Origin of the sequence: Streptomyces sp. WMMB 714 (assembly GCF_900090125.1) — a bacterium.
GTDB classification, from domain to species: Bacteria; Actinomycetota; Actinomycetes; order Streptomycetales; family Streptomycetaceae; genus Streptomyces; species Streptomyces daqingensis.
The window spans coordinates 38,638-58,458 of the sequence record NZ_FMHJ01000015.1 but is presented as its reverse complement, the minus strand read 5'-3'; the positions used below and the strand labels follow the sequence as shown (position 1 = coordinate 58,458).

Sequence of the window (19,821 nt, the reverse complement as noted above, 5' to 3'; positions counted from 1 at the left end):
TCAGTCCTTCTCGGACAGCCCGGCGAAGAAGGCTCCGATGTGCTCCCACACCTCGGAGCCGCCGGACAGCCCCCGCCAGTGGGAGCGGACCAGCGCGACGAGCCGGTAGCAGTCGTCCAGCGGCACGATCCAGTGCTCCTGGACGGTGCCGGAGCGGTGCACCAGCAGCGCCTCCACGTCGTCCGTCAGATCCACCAGGCCCGGGTACCCCCGCACGACCTCCTCCCAGACCTGCGGGTCGACCGCGGCCCGCGTCGCGCCGAGCGGACTCGGATACCCGACGCTCACCTCGCCGGACGCGCCGTCGCGTACGAAGAACGCGAGCCCGACGGGCACGCCCAGCGCCGCCCACAACGCGTCGTCGAAGCGCAGGCCGCTCAGCTCGGTCCGCCGCCCGGGCAGGAGCCGGTAGTGCCTCCCGCCGGCCGCGCTCTGGTCGAACAGCAGCGAGCACGCCCGGCACGCGCACAGCACGGCGTCCTGCGTCACATCCAGCATGTGGCGGTGGTCATCCGGCAGCGGCTCGGAGCACAGGTCGCACCGCTCGGGCACCGTGCGCGAACCGGCTCGCGGCCTGCGCAGCAGCTCCCGCAGCCCGCGGGGGCTCGCGGCGTCCTCCACGAGGGGCACGGCCTCCGGCCCAACCTGGTCCACCCGGCTCACCGGTTCCCGGCCGGCTGCACCGGCCCGCGGAAGAGCGAATCCACCGGGATCAGGGTCTCGGTGTCCGCGGCGGCCTTCTCCGTCTCCACCTGCTCGATCTCGGGTGCCGCCCAGGCCACCGCCTCCCGCACGGCACTCGCGAGCTGCTCCCCGGAGGGGGCGCCGCAGCCCTGAGGACGAAGGGCGACGCGGACCACCGGCTCCTCCACCGCCAGTACGGTCACCCCCGGCATGCCGTCGAGGGCGCGCCGCACGCGCTCCCCGGCCGGTTCGGGGTGCAGGTCGTGCACGAGGAGCAGATGGCTCACCAGCTCGTCCGCCGCTACGGCATCGGTGGTCTTCTCGTCCGCGCAGCGCATCACCCTGGCCAGGCACTCGCCGTACAGCTCCGCGAGTGCGTGCAGCGCGTCGAGTGCCTGCTCGCGGGCGCCGGCGTCGGCGATCCCGCCGAGGCCGGACAGCAACTTCTCGGTACGGGCGACGTGTTCGCGTGCTTCGCGCTCTTCCCAGACCATCGCAGCGGCCCTTACGCCAGCGCGCCGAAGGTGGGGGAGTGGTGCTCCCGCACAGTCCGGCCGCCGCCGAGGTACATGTGCACACCGCACGGCAGGCAGGGGTCGAAGCTGCGCACCGTGCGCATGATGTCGATGCCCTTGAAGTTCTCGGGGCTGTTCTCCTCGAAGATCGGCATGCCCTGCACGGCGTCCTCGTACGGTCCGGGCGTGCCGTAGTGGTCGCGCGGGCTGGCGTTCCACGGGGTCGGCGGGTACGGGTGGTAGTTGGCGATCTTGCGGTCGCGGATGACGAGATGGTGGGAGAGCACGCCGCGCACGGCCTCGTGGAAGCCGACGCCGATGGCCTCCTCCGGCACCTTGAAGTCCTCGAAGACCTTGGTGTGCCCCGACCGCACCTCCGCCAGCGCCCGCTCCACGAAGTACATGGCCATGCCGGCCGCGTAGGCGACGAAGTACATACGGGCCCGGTTGCGCTCCAGGGTGTTGGGGAACGGCGGCGGCGTCCACTCCAGGTGCGTCTCGGGCGTCGACGGGGTCTTCGGCAGGTCGATCTGCACGCTGCGGCCGGTCGACCGCACGTACGGGGTGCTGACCTTGCCGGCCAGCGCGGTCGCCCACAGCCGGGCGATGGGGCCGCCGCCCGTGTCGAGAGCCAGGTGGTCGCCCGTGCGCTTGTCGTACCAGCGGGGGCTGACGACCCAGCTGTAGTTGCCGCCGTCCAGGTCGCGCTTCTGGGGGGCGGGCAGCGTGGTCTGGTTCCACGGGTGGCGCTTGTCGACGGGGTTGCCCAGCGGGTCCTTCTCGACGTACGTCTCCTCGCCCGTCCAGTCCTCGTAGTAGCTGCTGCCCAGCAGGATGCGCATGCCGAGGTTGATGTCGACGAGGTCGGTGGTGACCAGCTCGTTGTCGACGACGATGCCGGGGGTGACGAACATGGAGTTCCCCCACGTGTTCATCGTCCGGTAGTCGTAGTCGACGACGTCGGGGTCCTGGAAGCAGCCCCAGCACCCGAGCATCGTGCGGCGGCGGCCCACCTCCTCGTAGCCGGGCAGCGCCTCGTAGAAGAAGTCGAAGACGTCGTCGTTCATGGCGACCGCGCGCTTGACGAAGTCCATGCAGCGCATCAGGCGTACGAGGTAGTCGGTGAAGAGCTGCGGAGTGGCGACCGTCCCCACGCCGCCCGGGTAGAGCGTCGAGGGATGGACGTGGCGGCCCTCCATCAGGCAGCACATCTCACGGGTCAGCCGGCTCATCACCAGCGCCTGCTTGTACGTCTCGCCCTCGAACGGGTTGAAGGACCGCATGATGTCGGCGATCGTGCGGTGCCCGTGCTGCTCGCCGCGGGGTGCCGGAGTGCGCTCCGCACGCTCCAGCACCCCGGGGTTGGTCTCCCTGACCATGCGCTCGCAGTAGTCGACGAAGACCATGTTGTCCTGGAAGATCGTGTGGTCGAACATGAACTCGGCCGCCTCGCCGAGGTTGATGATCCAGTCGGCCAGCGGCGGCGGCTTCACCCCGTACGCCATGTTCTGGGCGTACACGGAGCAGGTGGCGTGGTTGTCGCCGCAGATCCCGCAGATGCGGCTGGTGATGAAGTGCGAGTCCCGCGGGTCCTTGCCCTTCATGAACACGCTGTATCCGCGGAAGATGGAGGAGGTGCTCCGGCACTCCACGACTTCACGGCCGGGAAAGTTGATCTTCGTGTAGATGCCGAGGTTGCCGATGATCCGCGTGATCGGGTCGAAGGCCACTTCGGTCAGCTCGCGCTGGTCCGGGCCGGACGCCTTGGCAGTGTCCTGAGCGGTCGCCACTGGTCGTTCCTCTCGCAGTTCGCTTGTGTCAGTTGCGGCCGGTCCAGCGGCGCTGGTAACCGGAGGTGAGGGCGGGTTCGTTGTGCCGCCACTTCGGTTCCCGGTTGGCGGACCGGTTGGTGATCGAGCGCATGCTGCGGATGAACGGCCCGTAGAGGCTCATCAGGGACGACGAGAGCGTGCCGCCGGGCGGCTCGTCCATGAACGGCATGAACTTGTCGGGGAATCCGGGCATCGTGCAGCCGATGCAGATGCCGCCCACGTTGGGGCACCCACCGATGCCGTCCATCCAGCCGCGCTTGGTGACGTTGCAGTTGACGACGGGGCCCCAGCAGCCGACCTTCACAAGGCACTTGGGGGAGTTGTAGTCCTTGGCGAAGTCGCCCTGTTCGTAGTACGAGCCCCGGTCGCAGCCCTCGTGCACCGTCTTGCCGAACAGCCATGTCGGCCGGAGCTGTTCGTCGAGCGGGATGGTCGGCGCGAGCCCGGCGGCCTGGTGGAGCACCCAGAGCAGCGTCTCGGTGAAGTTGTCGGGCTGGACGGGGCAGCCCGGCACGTTGACGATCGGCATGCCCCCGGCGGAGCGGTAGTCCCAGCCGAGGTAGTCCGCGAGGCCCATGCACCCGGTCGGGTTGCCGGCCATGGCGTGGATGCCGCCGTAGGTGGCGCAGGTGCCGATCGCGACCACCGCCCAGGCGTGCGGGGCGAGGCGGTCGATCCAGGTATTGAGGGTGATCGGTTCGCCGGTGTCCGGGTCGTTGCCCATGGACGTCCAGTAGCCGTCGCCGTTGATGTTCTCGTTGGGGATGGACCCCTCGACGACCAGGATGAAGGGCCCGAGCTCACCCCGGGCCCCCTTGCGGAACGCCTCGACGAAGTCCTCGCCGGTCTCGTACGCCAGGACCTTGTTGTGCAGATGCACCTTGGGCAGGCCCGGCACGGACCCCAGCAGTACGTCCTCGAGGCTCGGCAGCGACGCGGCCGTCACGGAGACCGTGTCGCCGTCGCAGCTCATGCCTTCCGAGGTCCACAGGATATGGATCTCGTCGAATCCCTTTGCTGACGCCTCGTCGTCCATGCGAACGGTCCCTTCCACGGCCGGTCGCCGACCGGCGGAGACAGCTGTCAGAGCATTGCCGATAAATCTGACATATCGGACCACGAGCCACAACGGCACCGCGCCGGGGGCGGTGAGCCGAACGGATCACCTTGCCCCCGGGGGCGGCGTGTCAGGGGAGCGGCCGCAGGGGCCCGCTCTGTAATGAACCGCGAGCGGAGGGACCCCGGATGCATGAGATGTCCATCGCCGTGGCGATGGTGGAGCAGGTCACGGAAGCAACCGGCAGCGTCGGCTCCGGCACCGTCTCCGCCGTACGACTGCAGCTGGGCGAACTGTCCGGCGTGGTACCCGATTCGCTGCACTTCTGCTTCTCGCTCGCCTGCACGGGGACCGCCCTGGAGGGCTCCGAACTTCTCGTCGACCATGTGCCGGGCCGCGCCCGGTGCCTGCCCTGCGGCGCGCAGTGGTCGACGGGGATGCCGCCGCAGCTGTGCTGTCCGCGGTGCGAGGGCGGCCGGGCCGAGCTGGTCTCGGGACGCGAGCTGCAGATCGTCGGCGTCCGCTGGGCCGGGGACGAGCCCCGCGCAGACGTCCGTCCCGTATCCGTACCGGCAAACGAGGAGAGCTGAGAGAACATGTGCCGTGTCGTCGATCTGCAGCAGGCGGTGCTCGCCAAGAACGACGAGCGCGCCCGGGCACTACGCGAAGAGCTGACCGCACGGGGGACCGCGGTGGTCAACCTTCTCTCCAGCCCCGGCAGCGGCAAGACGGCACTGCTGGAAGCGGAGTTGACGCTGGCGGCGGCCCGAGGCGTGCCCGTCGCCGCGCTGACGGCCGACCTCGCCACGGAGCACGACGCGCAGCGCCTGTCCCGTGCGGGCGTACCCGTCAAGCAGGTCCTCACCGACGGGCTGTGCCATCTCGAGGCCGACATGCTCCGGGGGCACCTGGAGGGCTGGCTGCCGGACGGCGTACGGCTGCTGTTCGTGGAGAACGTGGGGAACCTCGTCTGCCCGGCCACGTACGACCTCGGGGAGTCGCTGAGGGTGGTGCTCGCCTCCGTCACCGAGGGTGAGGACAAGCCGCTGAAGTACCCGACGGCGTTCGGGCTGGCGCAGCTGGTGATCGTGACGAAGGACGACATCGCCGACGCCGTCGGCTTCGACGAGGAGGAGTTCCGCGCCAACGTGCGGCAGGTCAACCCCGGCGTCGAGGTGGTCTGCACCTCGGCACGCCGCGACCGGGGGGTGGGTCTGCTGCTGGAGCGGGCCGAGGCGGTCGCCGCGGGGGCGGAGGCGCACCGGCCGGTGATGGCACGCACCGGTGGCCCCGATGCGGACGCTCACGTGCACGGGCACGCGCACGCTTCCTCGGTGACGCTGCCGTACGGGGCTCCGGGTGCGTCCGGCGCCACTCCCGTGCGGGCTCACATGTCCGACGTGCCTGCCCGCAGCCACCCGTGAGCGGGCGGCAGAGCACGGCCGTCGCCACCGCAGAGGCTCAGCGCCGCAGGGTCACCGTGCGCGGAGTCGTACAGGGCGTGGGCTTCCGGCCGTTCGTCTACGCGCTCGCCGGAGAGCTCGGTCTGTCCGGGCACGTGTCCAACACGGGAGACGGCGTCGTCGCCGAGGTCGAGGGAGATCCGGGGGCGCTCGCGGCCTTCTGCGGGCGGATCGGCTCCGACGCCCCGCCCCTGGCCGTGGTGCAGTCCGTGACGCACGAGCCGCTGCCCGCCGCCGGTACCAGCGGCTTCGCCATCGCCCCGTCCCGTACCGGCAGCGCCACGGCCCGTACGCTCGTCGCCCCCGACACGGCGACCTGCGCGGAGTGCCTGGCCGAGCTGCGCGATCCGGCGGACAGGCGCTACCGGCACCCCTTCATCACGTGCACGCACTGCGGTCCGCGCTTCACCATCGTGACGGGGCTCCCCTACGACCGCGGGCACACCACGATGGCCCGCTTCCCCATGTGCCCCAGCTGCGAGAAGGAGTACGGCGACCCGGGCGACCGGCGCTTCCACGCGCAGCCCGTCTCCTGCCACGACTGCGGCCCCCGGCTGCGGCTGCGCGTACCCGGCGGCACGGCCGCGGCCCCTCCGCCACGGAACGCCGAACCCATCGCCGCGGCACGGCAGTTGCTCGCCGCCGGTGCCGTCGTCGCGGTGAAAGGACTGGGCGGGTACCACCTGGCGTGCGACGCGTCGAACAGCTCGGCCGTGCGGCTGCTGCGGCAGCGCAAGGCGCGCGGCGACAAGCCTTTCGCGCTGATGTGCCGGGACGTCGAGGACGCGGGGCGCCTCGTCCATCTCGACGCCGTGGCACGGGATCTGCTGACCGGCGGCCGGCGGCCCATCGTGCTGCTGCGCAGGCGCACGGGTGTCGAGCTGCGGAATCCCGAGCTGGCGGTCGCCGCCGAAGTGGCGCCGCACACCGCCGACTTGGGGGTGATGCTGCCGTACACGCCCCTGCACCACCTGCTGTTCGGGCTGCCGGGGGATCCGCCCGGGCCCCGGCTGCTGGTGATGACGAGCGGCAACCTGGGCGGCGAACCCATCGTCACCGACGACGACGAGGCACTCACGAGGCTCGCTCCGCTCGCCGACGCCTGGCTCCTGCACGACCGTCCGATCCATGTGCCGTGCGACGACTCGGTCGTGCGGGTGGCGAACGGCGAGCAGCTGCCCGTACGGCGTTCACGCGGCTACGCGCCCTTCCCCGTGAACCTGCCCCGTCCCGTCGCCGCCGCGCTGGCACTCGGCGGCGACCTGAAGAACACGTTCTGCGTCGGGGAAGGACACCACGCCTGGCTCTCGGCGCACATCGGCGACATGGACGACCTGGCCACGCTCACCGCGTTCGGAAGGGCCGAACGCCAGATGGAGCAGATCACCGGGGTGCGCCCCCGGGTCCTCGCCGCGGACAGGCACCCCGGGTACCGCTCCGTGGGCTGGGCGCTGCGGAACGCGGGCGGCAGGCCGCTGCGGCGCGTCCAGCACCACCACGCCCACATCGCCTCGGTGATGGCCGAACACGGCCTGGACGGCAGCCGGCCGGTGATCGGCGTCGCCTTCGACGGGACGGGCTACGGCGACGACGGCGCCGTGTGGGGCGGCGAGTTCCTGCTCGCCGACTACGACGGCTACCGGCGCTTCGCACACCTCAGCCCGGTCCAGCTCCCCGGGGGCGACGCCGCTGTGCGGCGCCCCTACCGGATGGCGCTCGCCCACCTGCGGGCGGCGGGCATCGCCTGGTCGCCCGCGCTGCCGTGCACCGTGGCCTGCCCCGAGCCCGAACGCAGGGCGCTGGCCGTCCAGTTGGAGCGGGGCCTCGGGTGCGTGCCGACGACCAGCATGGGGCGGCTCTTCGACGCCGTCGCCTCGCTGTCGGGGGTGTGCCACCACGCCGGGTACGAGGCCCAGGCCGCCATGGAGCTCGAAGCGGCGGCGGCCGGCTGCCACGACGAACAGGACGCTCACGGCTACGAGTTCGCGATGCGCCCCACCGCTCAAGGGCCCTTGGCAGGCGACTCGGCGCCGATGCTCGCGAGGATCAGCGCGGACGTACGGGACGGCGTGCCCGCCGAGTTGATCGCCGCGCGCTTCCACCGCGCGGTGGCGGACCTCGTGCGGCGGGTCTGCGGCGCCGCCCGCGAACGGCACGGACTCGGGACGGTCGCGCTCAGCGGCGGTGTCTTCGCCAACTCCCTGCTCTCCGGCGCCTGCGCCCGCGCTCTCGGCGACGACGGGTTCACCGTGCTGCGGCACCGGCTCGTCCCGCCCAACGACGGCGGCCTCGCCCTGGGCCAGTTGATGATCGCCGCCCGGCGGGACCGCACGGAGGGTACGGAACCGGCCGCCCCCGGCCTGCTCTCCGGGCGGCCGCGGGAGCGCGGGGAGACCGAGCCGGAGCCCGGCCGTACCACGGCCACCCCCTGAGACGACGCAGAGCGAGGAGCAGACCATGTGCCTGGCGGTACCCGGCAAGGTGCTGGACATCGAGGAGCGGGACGGTACCCGCATGGCCACCGTCGACTTCGGCGGAGTGGCCAAGGAAGTGTGCTGCGAATACCTGCCCGACCTGCGGGTCGGTGAGTACACCATCGTCCACGTCGGCTTCGCGCTGCAGCGGCTGGACGAGGACTCGGCGCGGCAGACGCTCGCGCTGTTCGAGGAACTCGGGTTGCTGGAAGAGGAGTTCGGCGACCCGTGGGAGCTGGCTGCACGGGAGGCTACGAAGTGAAGTACATCGACGAGTTCCAGGACCCGGAACTCGCCCGCAGGCTGCTGGACGACATCCATGCGATCGTCACGAGGCCCTGGGCGCTGATGGAGGTGTGCGGCGGGCAGACGCACTCCATCATCCGGCACGGCATCGACCAACTGCTCCCCGACGGGATCGAGTTGATCCACGGTCCGGGATGCCCGGTGTGCGTCACGCCGCTGGAGGTCATCGACAAGGCGCTGGAGATCGCGTCCCGCAAGGACGTGATCTTCTGCAGCTACGGCGACATGCTGCGGGTGCCCGGGACCGGCCGGGACCTCTTCCAGGTGCGGAGCGAGGGCGGGGACGTGCGCGTCGTCTACTCGCCGCTGGACGCCCTGCGCATCGCCCAGCAGCACCCGGAGCGCCAAGTGGTCTTCTTCGGCATCGGGTTCGAGACGACGGCGCCGCCGAACGCCATGACCGTGCACCAGGCGAAGAAGCTGGGGATCGGGAACTTCAGCCTGCTCGTCAGCCATGTGCGGGTGCCTCCGGCGATCGAGGCGATCATGCAGTCGGAGTCGTGCCGGGTGCAGGGCTTCCTCGCCGCCGGGCACGTGTGCAGCGTGATGGGGATCGGTGAATACCCCCCGCTGGCCGAGCGGTTCAGGGTGCCGATCGTGGTGACGGGGTTCGAGCCGCTGGACGTCCTGGAAGGCGTGCGGCGCGCGGTCCGGCAGCTCGAGCGCGGCGAGCACACCGTCGACAACGCCTACGCGCGCGTCGTGCCTCCGGAGGGCAACCCCGCGGCGAAGGCCATGCTCGCCGACATCTTCGAGGTGACCGACAGGGCGTGGCGGGGGATCGGGGTCATCCCCGGCAGCGGATGGCGACTCGCCGAGCGCTACCGGGAGTTCGACGCCGAGCACCGCTTCTCCGTCACGGGCATCGACACGCGTGAGCCTGTCGAGTGCCGCAGCGGCGAGGTCCTTCAGGGCCTGATCAAGCCCCACGAGTGCGAGGCGTTCGGAACGGCGTGCACTCCCCGTACGCCGCTCGGCGCGACGATGGTCTCCAGCGAGGGCGCGTGCGCCGCGTACTACCTCTACCGCAGGCTCGGCACCACCAGCGGGGCCGTGATCCCGGGCGGCACCGGGAGCAGGGCCGCCCGCACGTCCGGGGGAGCGCGCAGCACGTCCGAGCCGGCACCGCTGGAGGGGAGCCCCGTTGTCTGAGATCACCGACCTCGCCGGGCCGATGCCCACGGCACCGGACTTCGCCGGCGTGACCTGCCCCGCTCCGCTGAGGGACCAGCCGCGCGTCGTCATGGGCCACGGAGGCGGCGGAGCGCTCTCCTCCGAACTCGTCCAGCACATCTTCGCCCCCGCCTTCGGCGGCGATCTGCTCGCCGGGCTCGGGGACTCGGCGGCGTTCACGCTCGGCGGGGCGCGGCTCGCCTTCTCCACGGACTCCTTCGTCGTGCGGCCGCTGTTCTTCCCCGGCGGCAGCATCGGCGACCTCGCCGTGAACGGGACGGTCAACGACCTCGCCATGAGCGGTGCCCGCGCCGCGTACCTTTCCTGCGGCTTCATCCTGGAGGAGGGCGTCGAGGTGCCGCTGGTCTCGCGTGTCGCCGAGGCCTTGGGCGCCGCGGCGCGCAGCGCGGGCGTGGAGATCGCCACCGGCGACACCAAGGTGGTGGAGGCGGGCCGAGGCGACGGCGTCTACCTCAACACCGCCGGGATCGGGCTCGTCCCGGACGGGGTCGACATCCGTCCCCAGCGCGCGGAACCCGGCGACGTGATCATCGTCAGCGGCGCGATCGGCGTGCACGGGGTCGCGGTGATGAGCGTGCGGGACGGTCTCGAGTTCGGCGTCGAGGTCGAGAGCGACTGCGCCGCGCTGGGCGGACTCGTCGAGGCGATGCTGGCCGTCACGCCGGACCTCCACGTGCTGCGCGACCCGACGAGGGGCGGTCTCGCGGCCGCGCTGAACGAGATCGCGGTGGCCGCGACGGTGGGAGTCGTCGTCCAGGAGCACGCCGTGCCGGTACCGGCCCCCGTCGCCAACGCGTGCGCGATGCTCGGCCTGGACCCCATGTACGTGGCCAACGAGGGCAAGCTCGTCGCCTTCGTCCCCCGGGCGCAGGCCGACGCGGTGCTGGAGGCCATGCGGGAGCATCCGCTGGGGAGGGAGTCCGCGGTGATCGGCGAGTGCGTCGAGACGCATCCCGGCATGGTCGTCGCCCGTACGGGCCTGGGCGGTACGCGGGTGGTCGACCTGCCCGTGGGCGAGCAGTTGCCGCGCATCTGCTGAACCGCCGCTGCCGCTGGACGGCTGCGGGCGTCGGGTTTCGCGGGGGCCGGGGCGGGGTGCCGGCGCTCAGGACGTGCTCGCCGCTCCGCTCCGGCCGCCCCGTACTCCGTGTTCGGCGAGGGTGCCGACGCGCAGCCCGTCGGCACGGCAGCGCATCACCAGCCGCGGCAGGGCGTCCAGCGCCGAGTGCCAGGCTCCCGGGACGCTGGAGCGGTCGGTGTCGTGCAGCAGGACGGTGGCGCCGCCGCACAGCCGCCGGTCCAGCTCGCGCAGCACGCTCTCGGCGTCCGCCTGCGAGGTCCAGTCGCGGCCCCAGGCCGTCCACAGCACGGGCTGGAGCCCGAGCGTCCGGGCCGCCCTGAGGCGGGTCGCGGTGAGTACGCCGTACGGCGGCCGGTACCAGCGGGGACGCCGTCCCCACGTACGCTCCACGGCGGCGATCGTCCGTGCCAGGTCCCGCCGGTCGGCGAGGGGTCGGGGGCGCCAGAACTTCTCGTGCAGCCATCCGTGCACGGCCAGTTCGTGGCCTCCCTCGACGATGTGCCGGCCGAGTTCCGGGTGGCGTTCGAGCTGGCTGCCGAGGACGAAGAAGGTGGCCCGGGCGCCGAGCCGGTCCAGCTCCCGCAGGAAGTGGGGGGTGGTGCGCGGGTCGGGCCCGTCGTCGAACGTGAGGGCGACGTGGCCGGGGTCGCCGCGGCCGTCCAGCGCTGGGCTGATGACGCGGCGCAGCCCGGGCAGCCAGGTCGCGGCGGGGCCGATGTGACAGGCGGCGGTGGCCAGCGCGGCCGCGGCGGCTCCGGCGCCGCCGAGCACAGCCGCCCGGCCCCTGCCCGCCGTGTCCCGTGTCCGGCGGATCGCGGATGGCGTCACCACACCCCCTCCTGTTCCTTTCCCGAGACCTCGGGAGTACGGGCCAGCTGCACGCTTCCCGCACCGACCAGGGCGATGGCGGCGAGTTCCGGCACGATCAACCATCCGAGGGTCAGCTTCTCGTCGAAGAGCACCGCGCCCAGCACGACGCTCGTCAGCGAGTCCCCCAGGGTGAGCGCGGGCTGGGAGGCCACCAGGGTTCCGGCGCGCAACGTCACCTGCAGCAGCAGGAAGCTGACCAGGCCGAGGACGGCGACGCCGTAGGTCTGCCACGCCGTCAGCAGCGCGACGATTCCGTCGGACAGGCGGGCGATGGCGTCCTTCATGAGGGCGGCCGTGCCGGCGAAGCCGATGGCCGTGGCCGCTCCCAGCACCGTGGCGCGCGGCGCCGAGGGCAGGCGGGCGGCGACCACCAGCAGGGTGATCACGACGGCGAGCAGCCCCGCCCCGGCCGCCAGCCATCGGCCCACCGGCACACGGGTCGTACCGGCGGTCGGATGGACGAGCACCAGGAACGCCGCCAGCCCGAGGACCATGGAGAGGAACGCCCACCACGCGCGGGTGTCGGGCCGCCGGTGGAAGAAGACGCTGCCCACCACCAGGGTGAAGAGCAGCTCCGTGGCCATGACGGGCTGGACGACGGCCAGGGGCCCCGCCGCCAGCGCACCGGCCTGGCAGATGCCCGAGAGCCCCAGCATCGCGGATCCCCACATCCACACCGGGCGGTGCAGGAGATGGGTCAGCCACGAGAACCGCCTGCCGGTGGACGCGGCCTTTTCCGTCGCGGCGGCACGCCGCTGCAGCACCGACGCAGCGGCGTTGGCCAGCGCTGCCATCAGCGCCAGCACGACAGAGACGATCAGCAGCAACACGTCGTATTGACTCCTAGCCGAAGCGCTGGGCGAGGCTGCGGAAGAGCCCCGGGGCCACCCCGTGCAGGCGGGCGGGCATGCTCAGCCAGCCCGGCACGTACGAGTCGGAGCGTCCCGAGACCAGCGCCCTGCGCACCACGGCCGCGACCTGCCCGGCGGGCACGGGCCGGGGCCGGGTGCGCCCGTAGGGGACGCCGCGGCGGCTGAAGAAGGGGGTGTCCACGGCGCCCGGCATCACGACGGACACCCGTACGCCGGACGCGGCCAGCTCGTAGCGGAGGCTGTCCGCGAAGGCGATCAGCCCGCCCTTCGTGGCCGCGTACACCGCCTCGTCGCGCACGCCGACGGAGCCGGCCACGGAACCGATCAGCACCACGCTGCCCCTGCGGCGGGCGATCATGCCGGGCAGGACGAGCCGCACCAGATGGATCACCGCGGTGAGGTTCACCTCCAGCAGCCGGTCGATCGACTCGGCGGGCATCTTCGTGAACGGGCCCGCCCAGCCGATGCCCGCCCCGGCGACGAGCGCGTCGACGCGTCCGCCGTGCGCCAGCGCCTCACGGGCCAGCCGGGCGCGGGACTGGGAGTCGGTGATGTCGGCGGGCAGCGCGGTGCCGCGGGTACGGACCGCGACGTCCGAGAGCCGCTCCTCGTCCCGCCCGTTCAGCAGCAGGCGCCAGCTGCCCTCCGAGGCGAGCTGTTCGGCGACGGCAGTGCCGATGCCCGAGGAGGCACCGGTGATCAGCGCGACCGGTCTCTGCGCTCCGTTCCGCACTTGCCGCCCAGAACTGTCGTGCATGACACCCTCCGGGTGATCAGGAGCAGGACCTTCAGCATGCTGGCTATCGCCCGGCGGCGCCTCTGCGCGGGTCGCCCCGCAGGAGGCTGCGATCACTCGATCGGGCCCGGTTCGCCGGTGCCGTACCGCGGCACACAGCCACTCGGAACGGGCGTACGGGCCGCGGCCCGGCGCTGAACCATCCGAACTCTGGAGCCTTATGCGCCAACGGTTCCTGCTGCTCAGCGCCAGTATGGGCGCCGGCCACGACGCGGTCGCGGGAGAGCTCGCCGGCCGGTTGCGGGCGCGCGGGCACCAGGTGCGGACCGAGGATGTGCTCGCGCTGCTCCCCTCGGGGGTGGGCGCGGCTCTGCGGGCCGGCTACCGAGGGACGGTGCGGCGGGTGCCGGCGCTGTACGGGGCCGTCTACCGGGGCTTCCTCGACCCGGAGCCGGAGCGGAAGGCAGGCGGACCGGCGGCGGCACGGCCGGGGAGCGCGCCGCTGGCGGTGCTCGCGGAACGGCCGCTGATGAGGATCGTCGCCAACTGGCAGCCGCACGCCGTCGTTTCGACCTTCCACCTCTCCGCGCAGGTGACGGGGAGACTGCGGGAGCGGGGAGCGCTGCGGGTGCCGAGCGTGGTGAGCGTCATCGACTTCGGGGTGCACCGCGGCTGGCTCCACCCGGGCAACGACGTGCACCTGTGCGTCACGGAGGCCGCGGCCCGCACGGCCGGTGTGATCACCGGCAGGCCGGCCGAGGCCACGGGGCCGGTGGTCCCGGCCGCGTTCCTGCGGGCGGATGAGGGGGGAACGCCGGGGGAGGAGCGGCCCGCCGGCGGGGGGCAGGCGTGGCGTGACGGGCTCGGACGGGCGGCGCGGGGACGCGGCGTCGTCCTCGTCTCGGCGGGAGCCTGGGGCGTGGGGGCCGAACTGCTCGGCACGGTGCGGAAGTTGGCAGGGAGCGCCGACGGGCCCGCCGTCCTCCCCGTCCTGCTGTGCGGCCGTGACGAGCGCTTGCGCCGGCGGGCGGAGCGGCTGCCCGGAGTGCTGGCCCTGGGCTGGGTCTCCGACATGGCCGGGCTGATGTCGGCGGCCGGAGCCCTCGTGGACAACGCCGCCGGCCAGACAGCGGTCCAGGCGCTGGCGGCGGGCCTGCCCGTCGTCGGCCACCGGCCGCTGCCCGGGCACGGGATCCAGGGCGTACGGGCGATGGCCGACGCGGGCGTCTCCGAACTCACCCTCAACGACGAGCAGTTGGCGAACGCGCTCGGGCGCGTGCTGCACCCGGGACCCGTACGGGAGAAGCGCGTCTCGTGCGGCAAGGCGCTCTTCCGCGCGGACGCGGCGCAGCGCATCGCCGAGATCGCCCAGGCGGGGGTGCGGACTTGAGACGGTCCGGAGCGGATACGGCCCGGCGCCGGCCGGGCAGGCGGGCGACGCCCTCCCGGGTCATCGCGCCTCCCGCCCGTTTCGCCGCGCGGCGCCGGGGCACGCGGGCCCGATGAGCGAACACGAGCGTTCCCGCACGGTGGCCGCCCCGCCGGAGGAAGTCTTCGACCAGGCCTGCGACATCGGCCAGATCGACACGTGGCTGCCGAGGGAGCTGCACGTCCACCCCGAGGAGATGCCGGCCGTCACCGTCCACGACGACGGCACCGGCCGCGACGAAGCCGCGCTGCTGCGCGCCCGACGGGACCAGCTCCGCCTGGAGTGGGGCACCCGTGAGGACGGGCGTTACGCGGGATGGCTGCAGGTCGAGGGAATCGGCGGCGGCGCCAGCTCCGTCACCGTCCATCTGTCGTTCTTCGACGAAGGGGACGCCCCGCCGGACGACCGCGTCACCGCGGCGCTGGACGAGAGCCTGGACAGGCTCGCGGAGCAGGTCAGGATCCGCGCGGACAAGGCCGGCTGACGGGGCGGCGCCGGCGAGGGCCGCTGACGGGGCCGGCTGACGGCGGCGCGGACGAGGCGTACGGCCGTCAGGCGCTTCTGGCCTCGTCCTCGTCCTCGTCCTCGCCCTCGTTCTGCAAGTCGTGCTCTTCCGCGATCAGGGCGACCCAGCCGTAGGGGAGTTCCTCGCCGTCGACGGTCACCGCCTCGACGGTCCGGGTACGCGGGTCGATGTCGGCTTCGACTCCCTCTCCCGCATAGCGCGGATAGCCGGTCTCGCCCTGGGCCCCCGTCGCCCGCACGCTCATCACCCGCAGGACGGGGCCGTGCACCGGGTGCCCCTCGGCGTCGGCGGTCTGCGGCTTGAGGACGATGTCGTAGTGCGGTTCACCGGCTCGCATGCCTCGACGATAAGCCCGCTCCGTGCGGCCCGCCTCCGGGAGCACGAGCCCTCGCCGCGGACCGCGCCGGCGGCCCTCCGGCCCGCGGCAGCGGTGTGTTCGCGGCGGAAGTCAGGGAGTCGGCACGCCCGCCGGCCGCGAGGGGCGGGAGAAGCGCACCGGGACGCCGGGCGAGTACAGCACGCTCGCCGGCTCCCCGGACGGTGACGGCAACCCGGCCGCCGCCACCAAGTCCTCGTCGCACTCGGTCAGTTCGGCCCTGTGCAGCGGCCAGCGGGGATGGTCGTTCCGCAGGTACACCGGCCGTCCGAGGAACGTGTTGTGCATTCCCCAGCGGGCTGTGAGGAAGTGCTCCAGCTCGGTGGGCCGCGAGATGCGCTCGCCTATCCGCACGGACATCCGGCACCGCGCACCGCGGGGCCCGGGCCACCGCCGGGTGCTGGTGTAGGAGACGTGGCCGCCGTGGCGCCGCACCGACATCCGCGACCAGCGGTAGGGCATGCGGAAGAGGGAGAGCGCCACCGTCACCGGGATCAGGCGCGAGGCGTCGAGTGAGCGGAAGACGACGCCGCGGCGCCCGTGCCCGTCGACGGAGTACAGCCGCACGTTCGTCTCGGGGAAGCTGCCCAGGTAGGGGATGCCCGGCAGTCGGAACCATCCCACCCGGTGCATGCGGAAGGCGACGAGGCCGACGTACGTCCGGCCGTCCAGGACGTCGGGGAACGTGCCCCCGGGCAGCAGCGGCGCCACGTCCGCGGGATCGGCCGCCCAGTGCACGAAGGCCAGGTCGAGCCACGACTGCGTCAGCAGCGGCCGGGCCGTGCGGTGCGGGGGATCGGCCGTTACGGGCCGTGGCTCCTGCGTGGAGTGCGGGTCGCGGGGCGTGAGCGGCACCCGGCCAGCATCGCAGACGGCTCCGGGGTTCCCCTCGGCCCGTCGCCGGTGGACCGGCCCGGCACCCCGTGACCCGCCGGGTGCGGCGGACACGGTGCGGCCCTGCGGCGGTCGACAGGCGGACCACCGCGTCCGCGGCCGCCTCCGGCAGGCTCCCGGGCCCGCCCGGAGCGGTCGTCCGTGTCCGCGTGCACCCGGCTTCCGGCGGAACGCGGCCGGGCTTCGGACCGGCCGCGTTCCACCGGATCACGGCTGCCGCATCAGTTCAGCAGCCGCTTCCAGGCGGTCTCCGTGAGCTCGCCGACGTCGGGCGCCTTGCCCCGCTTGCTGCGCAGCAGCGTGCCGACGGCCTCCTCGATCTCGCCGCCCTCGGGCCTGCGGTCGCCCGGGGTGAGCAGCGGCCAGATGTCGGAGCCGAGGAAGCCCGTCTCGTCGACCTTGCTGTGGTGCATCGCCGAGCAGGTGTGCCGGTCGATGTTGTGCGTGTCCGCCAGCTCGGCCACGGCGCGCTTCGTGGACGTCCCGAAGATCCCGTCGACCGGAACCGAGTAGCCCTTGGCCCGCAGCAGGTGCTGGGCTGCCCGCACCTGCGGGCCCACCGAACCGGGCTTCAGCAGCGGCCAGTTGAGGAGTTCGCCGAGGGAGGAGGAGAGGCCGAGGGCGTTGCCCACGGCGTCCCGCAGCTCCTGCAGGCGGCCGTAGAGGACCTCGCCGGGGCATTCGGTGGAGTTGAAGTCCCGGTGGCCCTTGATGTTCGCCAGGTCCGTGCCGTACTGCGCGGCGATCCAGGCGACCAGCTGGACGAGGGAGTCCCACAGCGCCTGCGGTACGTCCACCTCGGTGTAGAGGCCCTCGTTCTCGATCCCGATGACCTCGCTGTTGTGGTTGCCGACGTTGGCTCCCTGAACGTGCTGAGTGCCTCCGCGCACCACTTCGAGGCTCCGGTGCCGGCCTTCGAGGCGGAAGCCGCCGCGGCTGTTGGTGAACTGCTGGCCGGAGTCGGACCAGCCGTTGCCGTCCATGTGGAAGTTCTGGATGTCGCGGCAGATCTTCTTCGCGTGCTCCAGCGAGTAGTCCTCGCTGTTGCCGGGCTCGGCGGTGTGGTGGACGACGATGAACGTCGGACGGTGGTCCTCGACGACGATCGCGCTGGACGGCGCACGCGCCCCCCACTCCTCCGTGCTGTAGATGCGGGGCTCGGCCACCTTGGCGCGTGCCGCACTCCGCGAGCCGGCAGGGGCCGCGGCCGGTCCGGCAGCGTGTGCGGTGCCGGCGGCGCCGAGGCCGATGGCGCTCGCGGCGGTGGCGGCCGCGCCGCCGCGCAGCAGCGAGCGGCGGTCGAAACCTGGCTGTGGAGCCATCTCGATCTCCTTCGGGAGTGGCAACGGCGGCTCGACTCGCTCGGAGTTCCGTCACCGACGGGTGGGGGGACCCGTGCGGGGACGGGCAGTCGCGCCCGTCCCCGCACGGGCTGAAATCGGGTTCCGCGCCCGGCCAGTAAAAGCAGTCCGCCATGAACGCGACAACCCCACGGAGGGGATGCGTCGCGACTTTCTCGGATTCTGAAAGCAGGAACCGGCCACGAATCACCTGTAGCAGAGCGAACCGGGCCCCGCCTCCCGTGGTGCGCCCAGTGGCGGCGGCAACGGCATTGCGCTGCCCAGCAGTTCGCGACGGCCGGATGCTTCGCGCTGTTGCTCCGTCAGGTGACAGGGCGCCAGACGCGGACAGCGGCACTTCCCTCTCCCGCTCCCGGGACGGCGGCTCCCGTCGGCCGTCCCTCCCTCTGCCGCCGTCCGGGGGCCGTCTCCCCGGAGCCGCGCCCGCCACGGTTTTCCCGGCCTGCGCGCCGAGCCGTAGGACGGGCCATGGCCGCCGGAACCCCGGTCCCGCCTGAACTCACGGAGCGGGCCGGGGAGTTGAGTGGGCGACCCGCTCGTCCTGCGGCTCGCTCCCGGCAGGTACCGCCGCCCGAGGCGGTGTGGGCGTCCGTGAGCACCCGCTGTGCACCCTGACGGTGGTGGGGCAGCCGGGCCGAGTGGCCGTCCGCCCGCTGCGGGGTGCTCCCGTCGCAACTCGGCCCAGCCACCCCTCCGCTCAGCCGCCGAACGCGTCGAGCCCGGTCAGCTCCGCGGAGAGCTCCCACAGCCGGGCGGCCTCTTCCGGGTCGACGGCGTAGCCCTGCACGCCGCCGCTGGCCGAGGGGTCGTCGGAGGCGAGTCCGGCGATGTCGCAGTCCTCGCAGTAGACCCCTCCTTCGCCGTCCAGCAGGGGAGACGTCGCGGCCCACACCTGGGTCGCCGCGCCCTGCTCCGGCGTCTTGAAGGACGGGTTCACCGGAGTCCCCGACTTGTCGATCCACCCCGCGGCGACCATCTCCTCGACCGGCAGATGGCGCTGCAGGGGCGTGAGGATGCCGCCGGGATGCAGCGAGAAGGCCCGTACGCCCAGGTCACGGCCGAGCGTGTCGAGCCGGACGGCGAACAGCGCGTTGGCGGTCTTCGCCTGCCCGTACGCCTTCCACTTGTCGTAGCCCGTCTCGAAGTGCACGTCGTCCCAGCGGACGGGCGAGTGCCGGTGCCCTGCCGAGGAGACCGAGACGACCCGGGCGCCGCCCGGTGCGAGCGCCGGACGCAGCCTGTTGGCGAGCGCGTAGTGCCCCAGGTGGTTGACCGCGAACTGGGCCTCCCAGCCCGGGCCCACCCGGGTCTCGGGGCAGGCCATCACGGCCGCGCTGTTGATCATGATGTCGATGGTGCGGCCGGTCTCCAGGAAGCGGTCCGCGAAGGCGCGCACGGAGCCGAGGTCGGCGAGGTCGAGCGTGTCGACCTCCACCCCGGCGATGCCGCCGACGGATTCCTCCGCCGCCTCGGGCCGTCTCGCCGGGACGACGACGCGGGCCCCCGCGCCCGCCAGCGCACGCGTCGTCTCCAGGCCGAGTCCCGAGTAGCCGCCGGTGACGACGGCCAGCGATCCGGTCAGATCGACGCCTCGCAGGACGTCCGCGGCGGTGCTGCGGGCCCCGAAGCCCGAGCCGATGCTCTGCTGAGGTGTGGTCATGGACGGAACGCTACGAATTGGAGTGCGCTCCAGGGCAAGGGCCTGCCGTTCCGGACTCCGCGGGCCGACTCCGCGGGCCCGATCCGGACTCCGCGGGCCCGAGGAGATCCGAGAGGCATGCCCTGGCGGCAGGGGAGGGCACGCCGTCCGCGAGCTTCCGCGGCGGGACGGCGCGCACCCCCTCGGGCCGTCTCAGCTGGTGAGGAAGTCGGCCGCGCCCGCCTTCGCTCCCTGGATGAACGCGTTGATCTCTTCCGGGGTGTAGAGCAGGGCGGGGCCCTCCGGGTCGGTGGACTGGCGCAGGGCGACGTGCCCGTCGGGAAGCTTCTTCGCCTCCAGGCAGGCGCCCCCGTTCTGTCCGCTCCAGGGCTTGTGCCAGCCCTCGGTGCCCAGGTCTCTGGCGGGCATGCCGTTGTACACACGGCCGGTTGTGGTGTCGGTGACAGCCTCGGGGTTCATCGTCGGACTCCTTACGGAGGTGAATCGTTACG

General features: G+C 72.7%; 20 protein-coding genes. 8 read left to right on the top strand and 12 right to left on the bottom strand.

The window, feature by feature from the left end:
* The 4 genes from H181DRAFT_RS24080 to H181DRAFT_RS24065 are packed head-to-tail and all read right to left on the bottom strand — an operon-like array spanning position 1 to position 4,067.
* Positions 1-654, bottom strand: a complete 654-nt coding sequence (locus H181DRAFT_RS24080) for a DUF5947 family protein (protein ID WP_199810843.1) — start codon at positions 652-654, stop codon at positions 1-3.
* 5 nt (positions 655-659) lie between these two features.
* Positions 660-1,178, bottom strand: coding sequence for a hypothetical protein (locus tag H181DRAFT_RS24075; protein ID WP_045866517.1), 519 nt, complete (start codon positions 1,176-1,178; stop codon positions 660-662).
* 11 nt (positions 1,179-1,189) lie between these two features.
* Positions 1,190-2,989, bottom strand: coding sequence for a nickel-dependent hydrogenase large subunit (locus H181DRAFT_RS24070; RefSeq protein WP_045866516.1), 1,800 nt, complete (start codon positions 2,987-2,989; stop codon positions 1,190-1,192).
* A gap of 28 nt (positions 2,990-3,017) precedes the next feature.
* Complete coding sequence (locus H181DRAFT_RS24065) at positions 3,018-4,067, bottom strand: NADH-quinone oxidoreductase subunit B family protein (protein WP_045866515.1); 1,050 nt, start codon at positions 4,065-4,067, stop codon at positions 3,018-3,020.
* Positions 4,068-4,276: 209 nt separating this feature from the next.
* On the opposite strand from H181DRAFT_RS24065, the gene H181DRAFT_RS24060 reads away from it, so the two are divergent.
* From H181DRAFT_RS24060 to hypE, 6 genes are read left to right on the top strand one after another with little or no spacing between them, the layout of a single operon-like run.
* Complete coding sequence (locus H181DRAFT_RS24060) at positions 4,277-4,678, top strand: hydrogenase maturation nickel metallochaperone HypA/HybF (RefSeq protein WP_045866514.1); 402 nt, start codon at positions 4,277-4,279, stop codon at positions 4,676-4,678.
* A gap of 6 nt (positions 4,679-4,684) precedes the next feature.
* The gene (hypB, locus tag H181DRAFT_RS24055) at positions 4,685-5,512 is read left to right on the top strand and encodes a hydrogenase nickel incorporation protein HypB (RefSeq protein ID WP_078895929.1); all 828 of its coding nucleotides are present in this window, start codon (positions 4,685-4,687) and stop codon (positions 5,510-5,512) included.
* On the top strand, positions 5,509-7,983 hold the full coding sequence (hypF, locus tag H181DRAFT_RS24050; protein ID WP_078895928.1) for a carbamoyltransferase HypF: 2,475 nt from the start codon (positions 5,509-5,511) through the stop codon (positions 7,981-7,983). The genes hypB and hypF overlap by 4 nt, the downstream gene beginning before the upstream one ends.
* A gap of 25 nt (positions 7,984-8,008) precedes the next feature.
* Complete coding sequence (locus H181DRAFT_RS24045) at positions 8,009-8,287, top strand: HypC/HybG/HupF family hydrogenase formation chaperone (protein WP_045866513.1); 279 nt, start codon at positions 8,009-8,011, stop codon at positions 8,285-8,287.
* Positions 8,284-9,483 (top strand): hydrogenase formation protein HypD, encoded by a 1,200-nt coding sequence (gene hypD / locus H181DRAFT_RS24040; RefSeq protein WP_045866512.1) that lies wholly within the window; start codon positions 8,284-8,286, stop codon positions 9,481-9,483. The genes H181DRAFT_RS24045 and hypD overlap by 4 nt, the downstream gene beginning before the upstream one ends.
* Before the next feature lie 22 nt (positions 9,484-9,505).
* Complete coding sequence (gene hypE, locus H181DRAFT_RS24035) at positions 9,506-10,564, top strand: hydrogenase expression/formation protein HypE (protein WP_078895945.1); 1,059 nt, start codon at positions 9,506-9,508, stop codon at positions 10,562-10,564.
* A gap of 66 nt (positions 10,565-10,630) precedes the next feature.
* Here hypE and H181DRAFT_RS24030 read toward each other — a convergent pair whose 3' ends face one another.
* Genes H181DRAFT_RS24030 through H181DRAFT_RS24020 form a run of 3 tightly spaced genes read right to left on the bottom strand, consistent with a single transcriptional unit; the run spans position 10,631 to position 13,105 of the window.
* Entirely contained in the window at positions 10,631-11,377 is a 747-nt protein-coding gene (locus tag H181DRAFT_RS24030) for a polysaccharide deacetylase family protein (RefSeq protein ID WP_045866615.1), read from the bottom strand.
* A 53-nt stretch (positions 11,378-11,430) separates the two neighbouring features.
* Entirely contained in the window at positions 11,431-12,300 is an 870-nt protein-coding gene (locus H181DRAFT_RS24025) for a DMT family transporter (protein ID WP_045866614.1), read from the bottom strand.
* 19 nt (positions 12,301-12,319) lie between these two features.
* Positions 12,320-13,105, bottom strand: a complete 786-nt coding sequence (locus H181DRAFT_RS24020) for an SDR family NAD(P)-dependent oxidoreductase (RefSeq protein WP_045866510.1) — start codon at positions 13,103-13,105, stop codon at positions 12,320-12,322.
* A gap of 199 nt (positions 13,106-13,304) precedes the next feature.
* On the opposite strand from H181DRAFT_RS24020, the gene H181DRAFT_RS24015 reads away from it, so the two are divergent.
* Positions 13,305-14,474, top strand: a complete 1,170-nt coding sequence (locus H181DRAFT_RS24015; protein WP_045866509.1) for an MGDG synthase family glycosyltransferase — start codon at positions 13,305-13,307, stop codon at positions 14,472-14,474.
* Between the two features lie 112 nt (positions 14,475-14,586).
* On the top strand, positions 14,587-14,997 hold the full coding sequence (locus H181DRAFT_RS24010) for an SRPBCC family protein (RefSeq protein WP_045866508.1): 411 nt from the start codon (positions 14,587-14,589) through the stop codon (positions 14,995-14,997).
* A gap of 67 nt (positions 14,998-15,064) precedes the next feature.
* Here H181DRAFT_RS24010 and H181DRAFT_RS24005 read toward each other — a convergent pair whose 3' ends face one another.
* The 5 genes from H181DRAFT_RS24005 to H181DRAFT_RS23985 all read right to left on the bottom strand — a co-directional run bounded on the left by H181DRAFT_RS24005 (position 15,065) and on the right by H181DRAFT_RS23985 (position 19,789).
* Complete coding sequence (locus tag H181DRAFT_RS24005) at positions 15,065-15,376, bottom strand: hypothetical protein (protein WP_045866507.1); 312 nt, start codon at positions 15,374-15,376, stop codon at positions 15,065-15,067.
* Positions 15,377-15,487: 111 nt separating this feature from the next.
* Positions 15,488-16,270 (bottom strand): YqjF family protein, encoded by a 783-nt coding sequence (locus H181DRAFT_RS24000; protein WP_045866506.1) that lies wholly within the window; start codon positions 16,268-16,270, stop codon positions 15,488-15,490.
* Positions 16,271-16,530: 260 nt separating this feature from the next.
* Positions 16,531-17,631 (bottom strand): peptidoglycan recognition protein family protein, encoded by a 1,101-nt coding sequence (locus H181DRAFT_RS23995; RefSeq protein WP_045866505.1) that lies wholly within the window; start codon positions 17,629-17,631, stop codon positions 16,531-16,533.
* Positions 17,632-18,367: 736 nt separating this feature from the next.
* Positions 18,368-19,330 carry an SDR family NAD(P)-dependent oxidoreductase gene (locus H181DRAFT_RS23990; protein WP_045866504.1) on the bottom strand — a complete coding sequence of 321 codons (963 nt, stop codon included), beginning with the start codon at positions 19,328-19,330 and terminating at the stop codon, positions 18,368-18,370.
* A 192-nt stretch (positions 19,331-19,522) separates the two neighbouring features.
* The gene (locus H181DRAFT_RS23985; protein WP_045866503.1) at positions 19,523-19,789 is read right to left on the bottom strand and encodes a DUF397 domain-containing protein; all 267 of its coding nucleotides are present in this window, start codon (positions 19,787-19,789) and stop codon (positions 19,523-19,525) included.
* Positions 19,790-19,821: the final 32 nt, after the last annotated feature.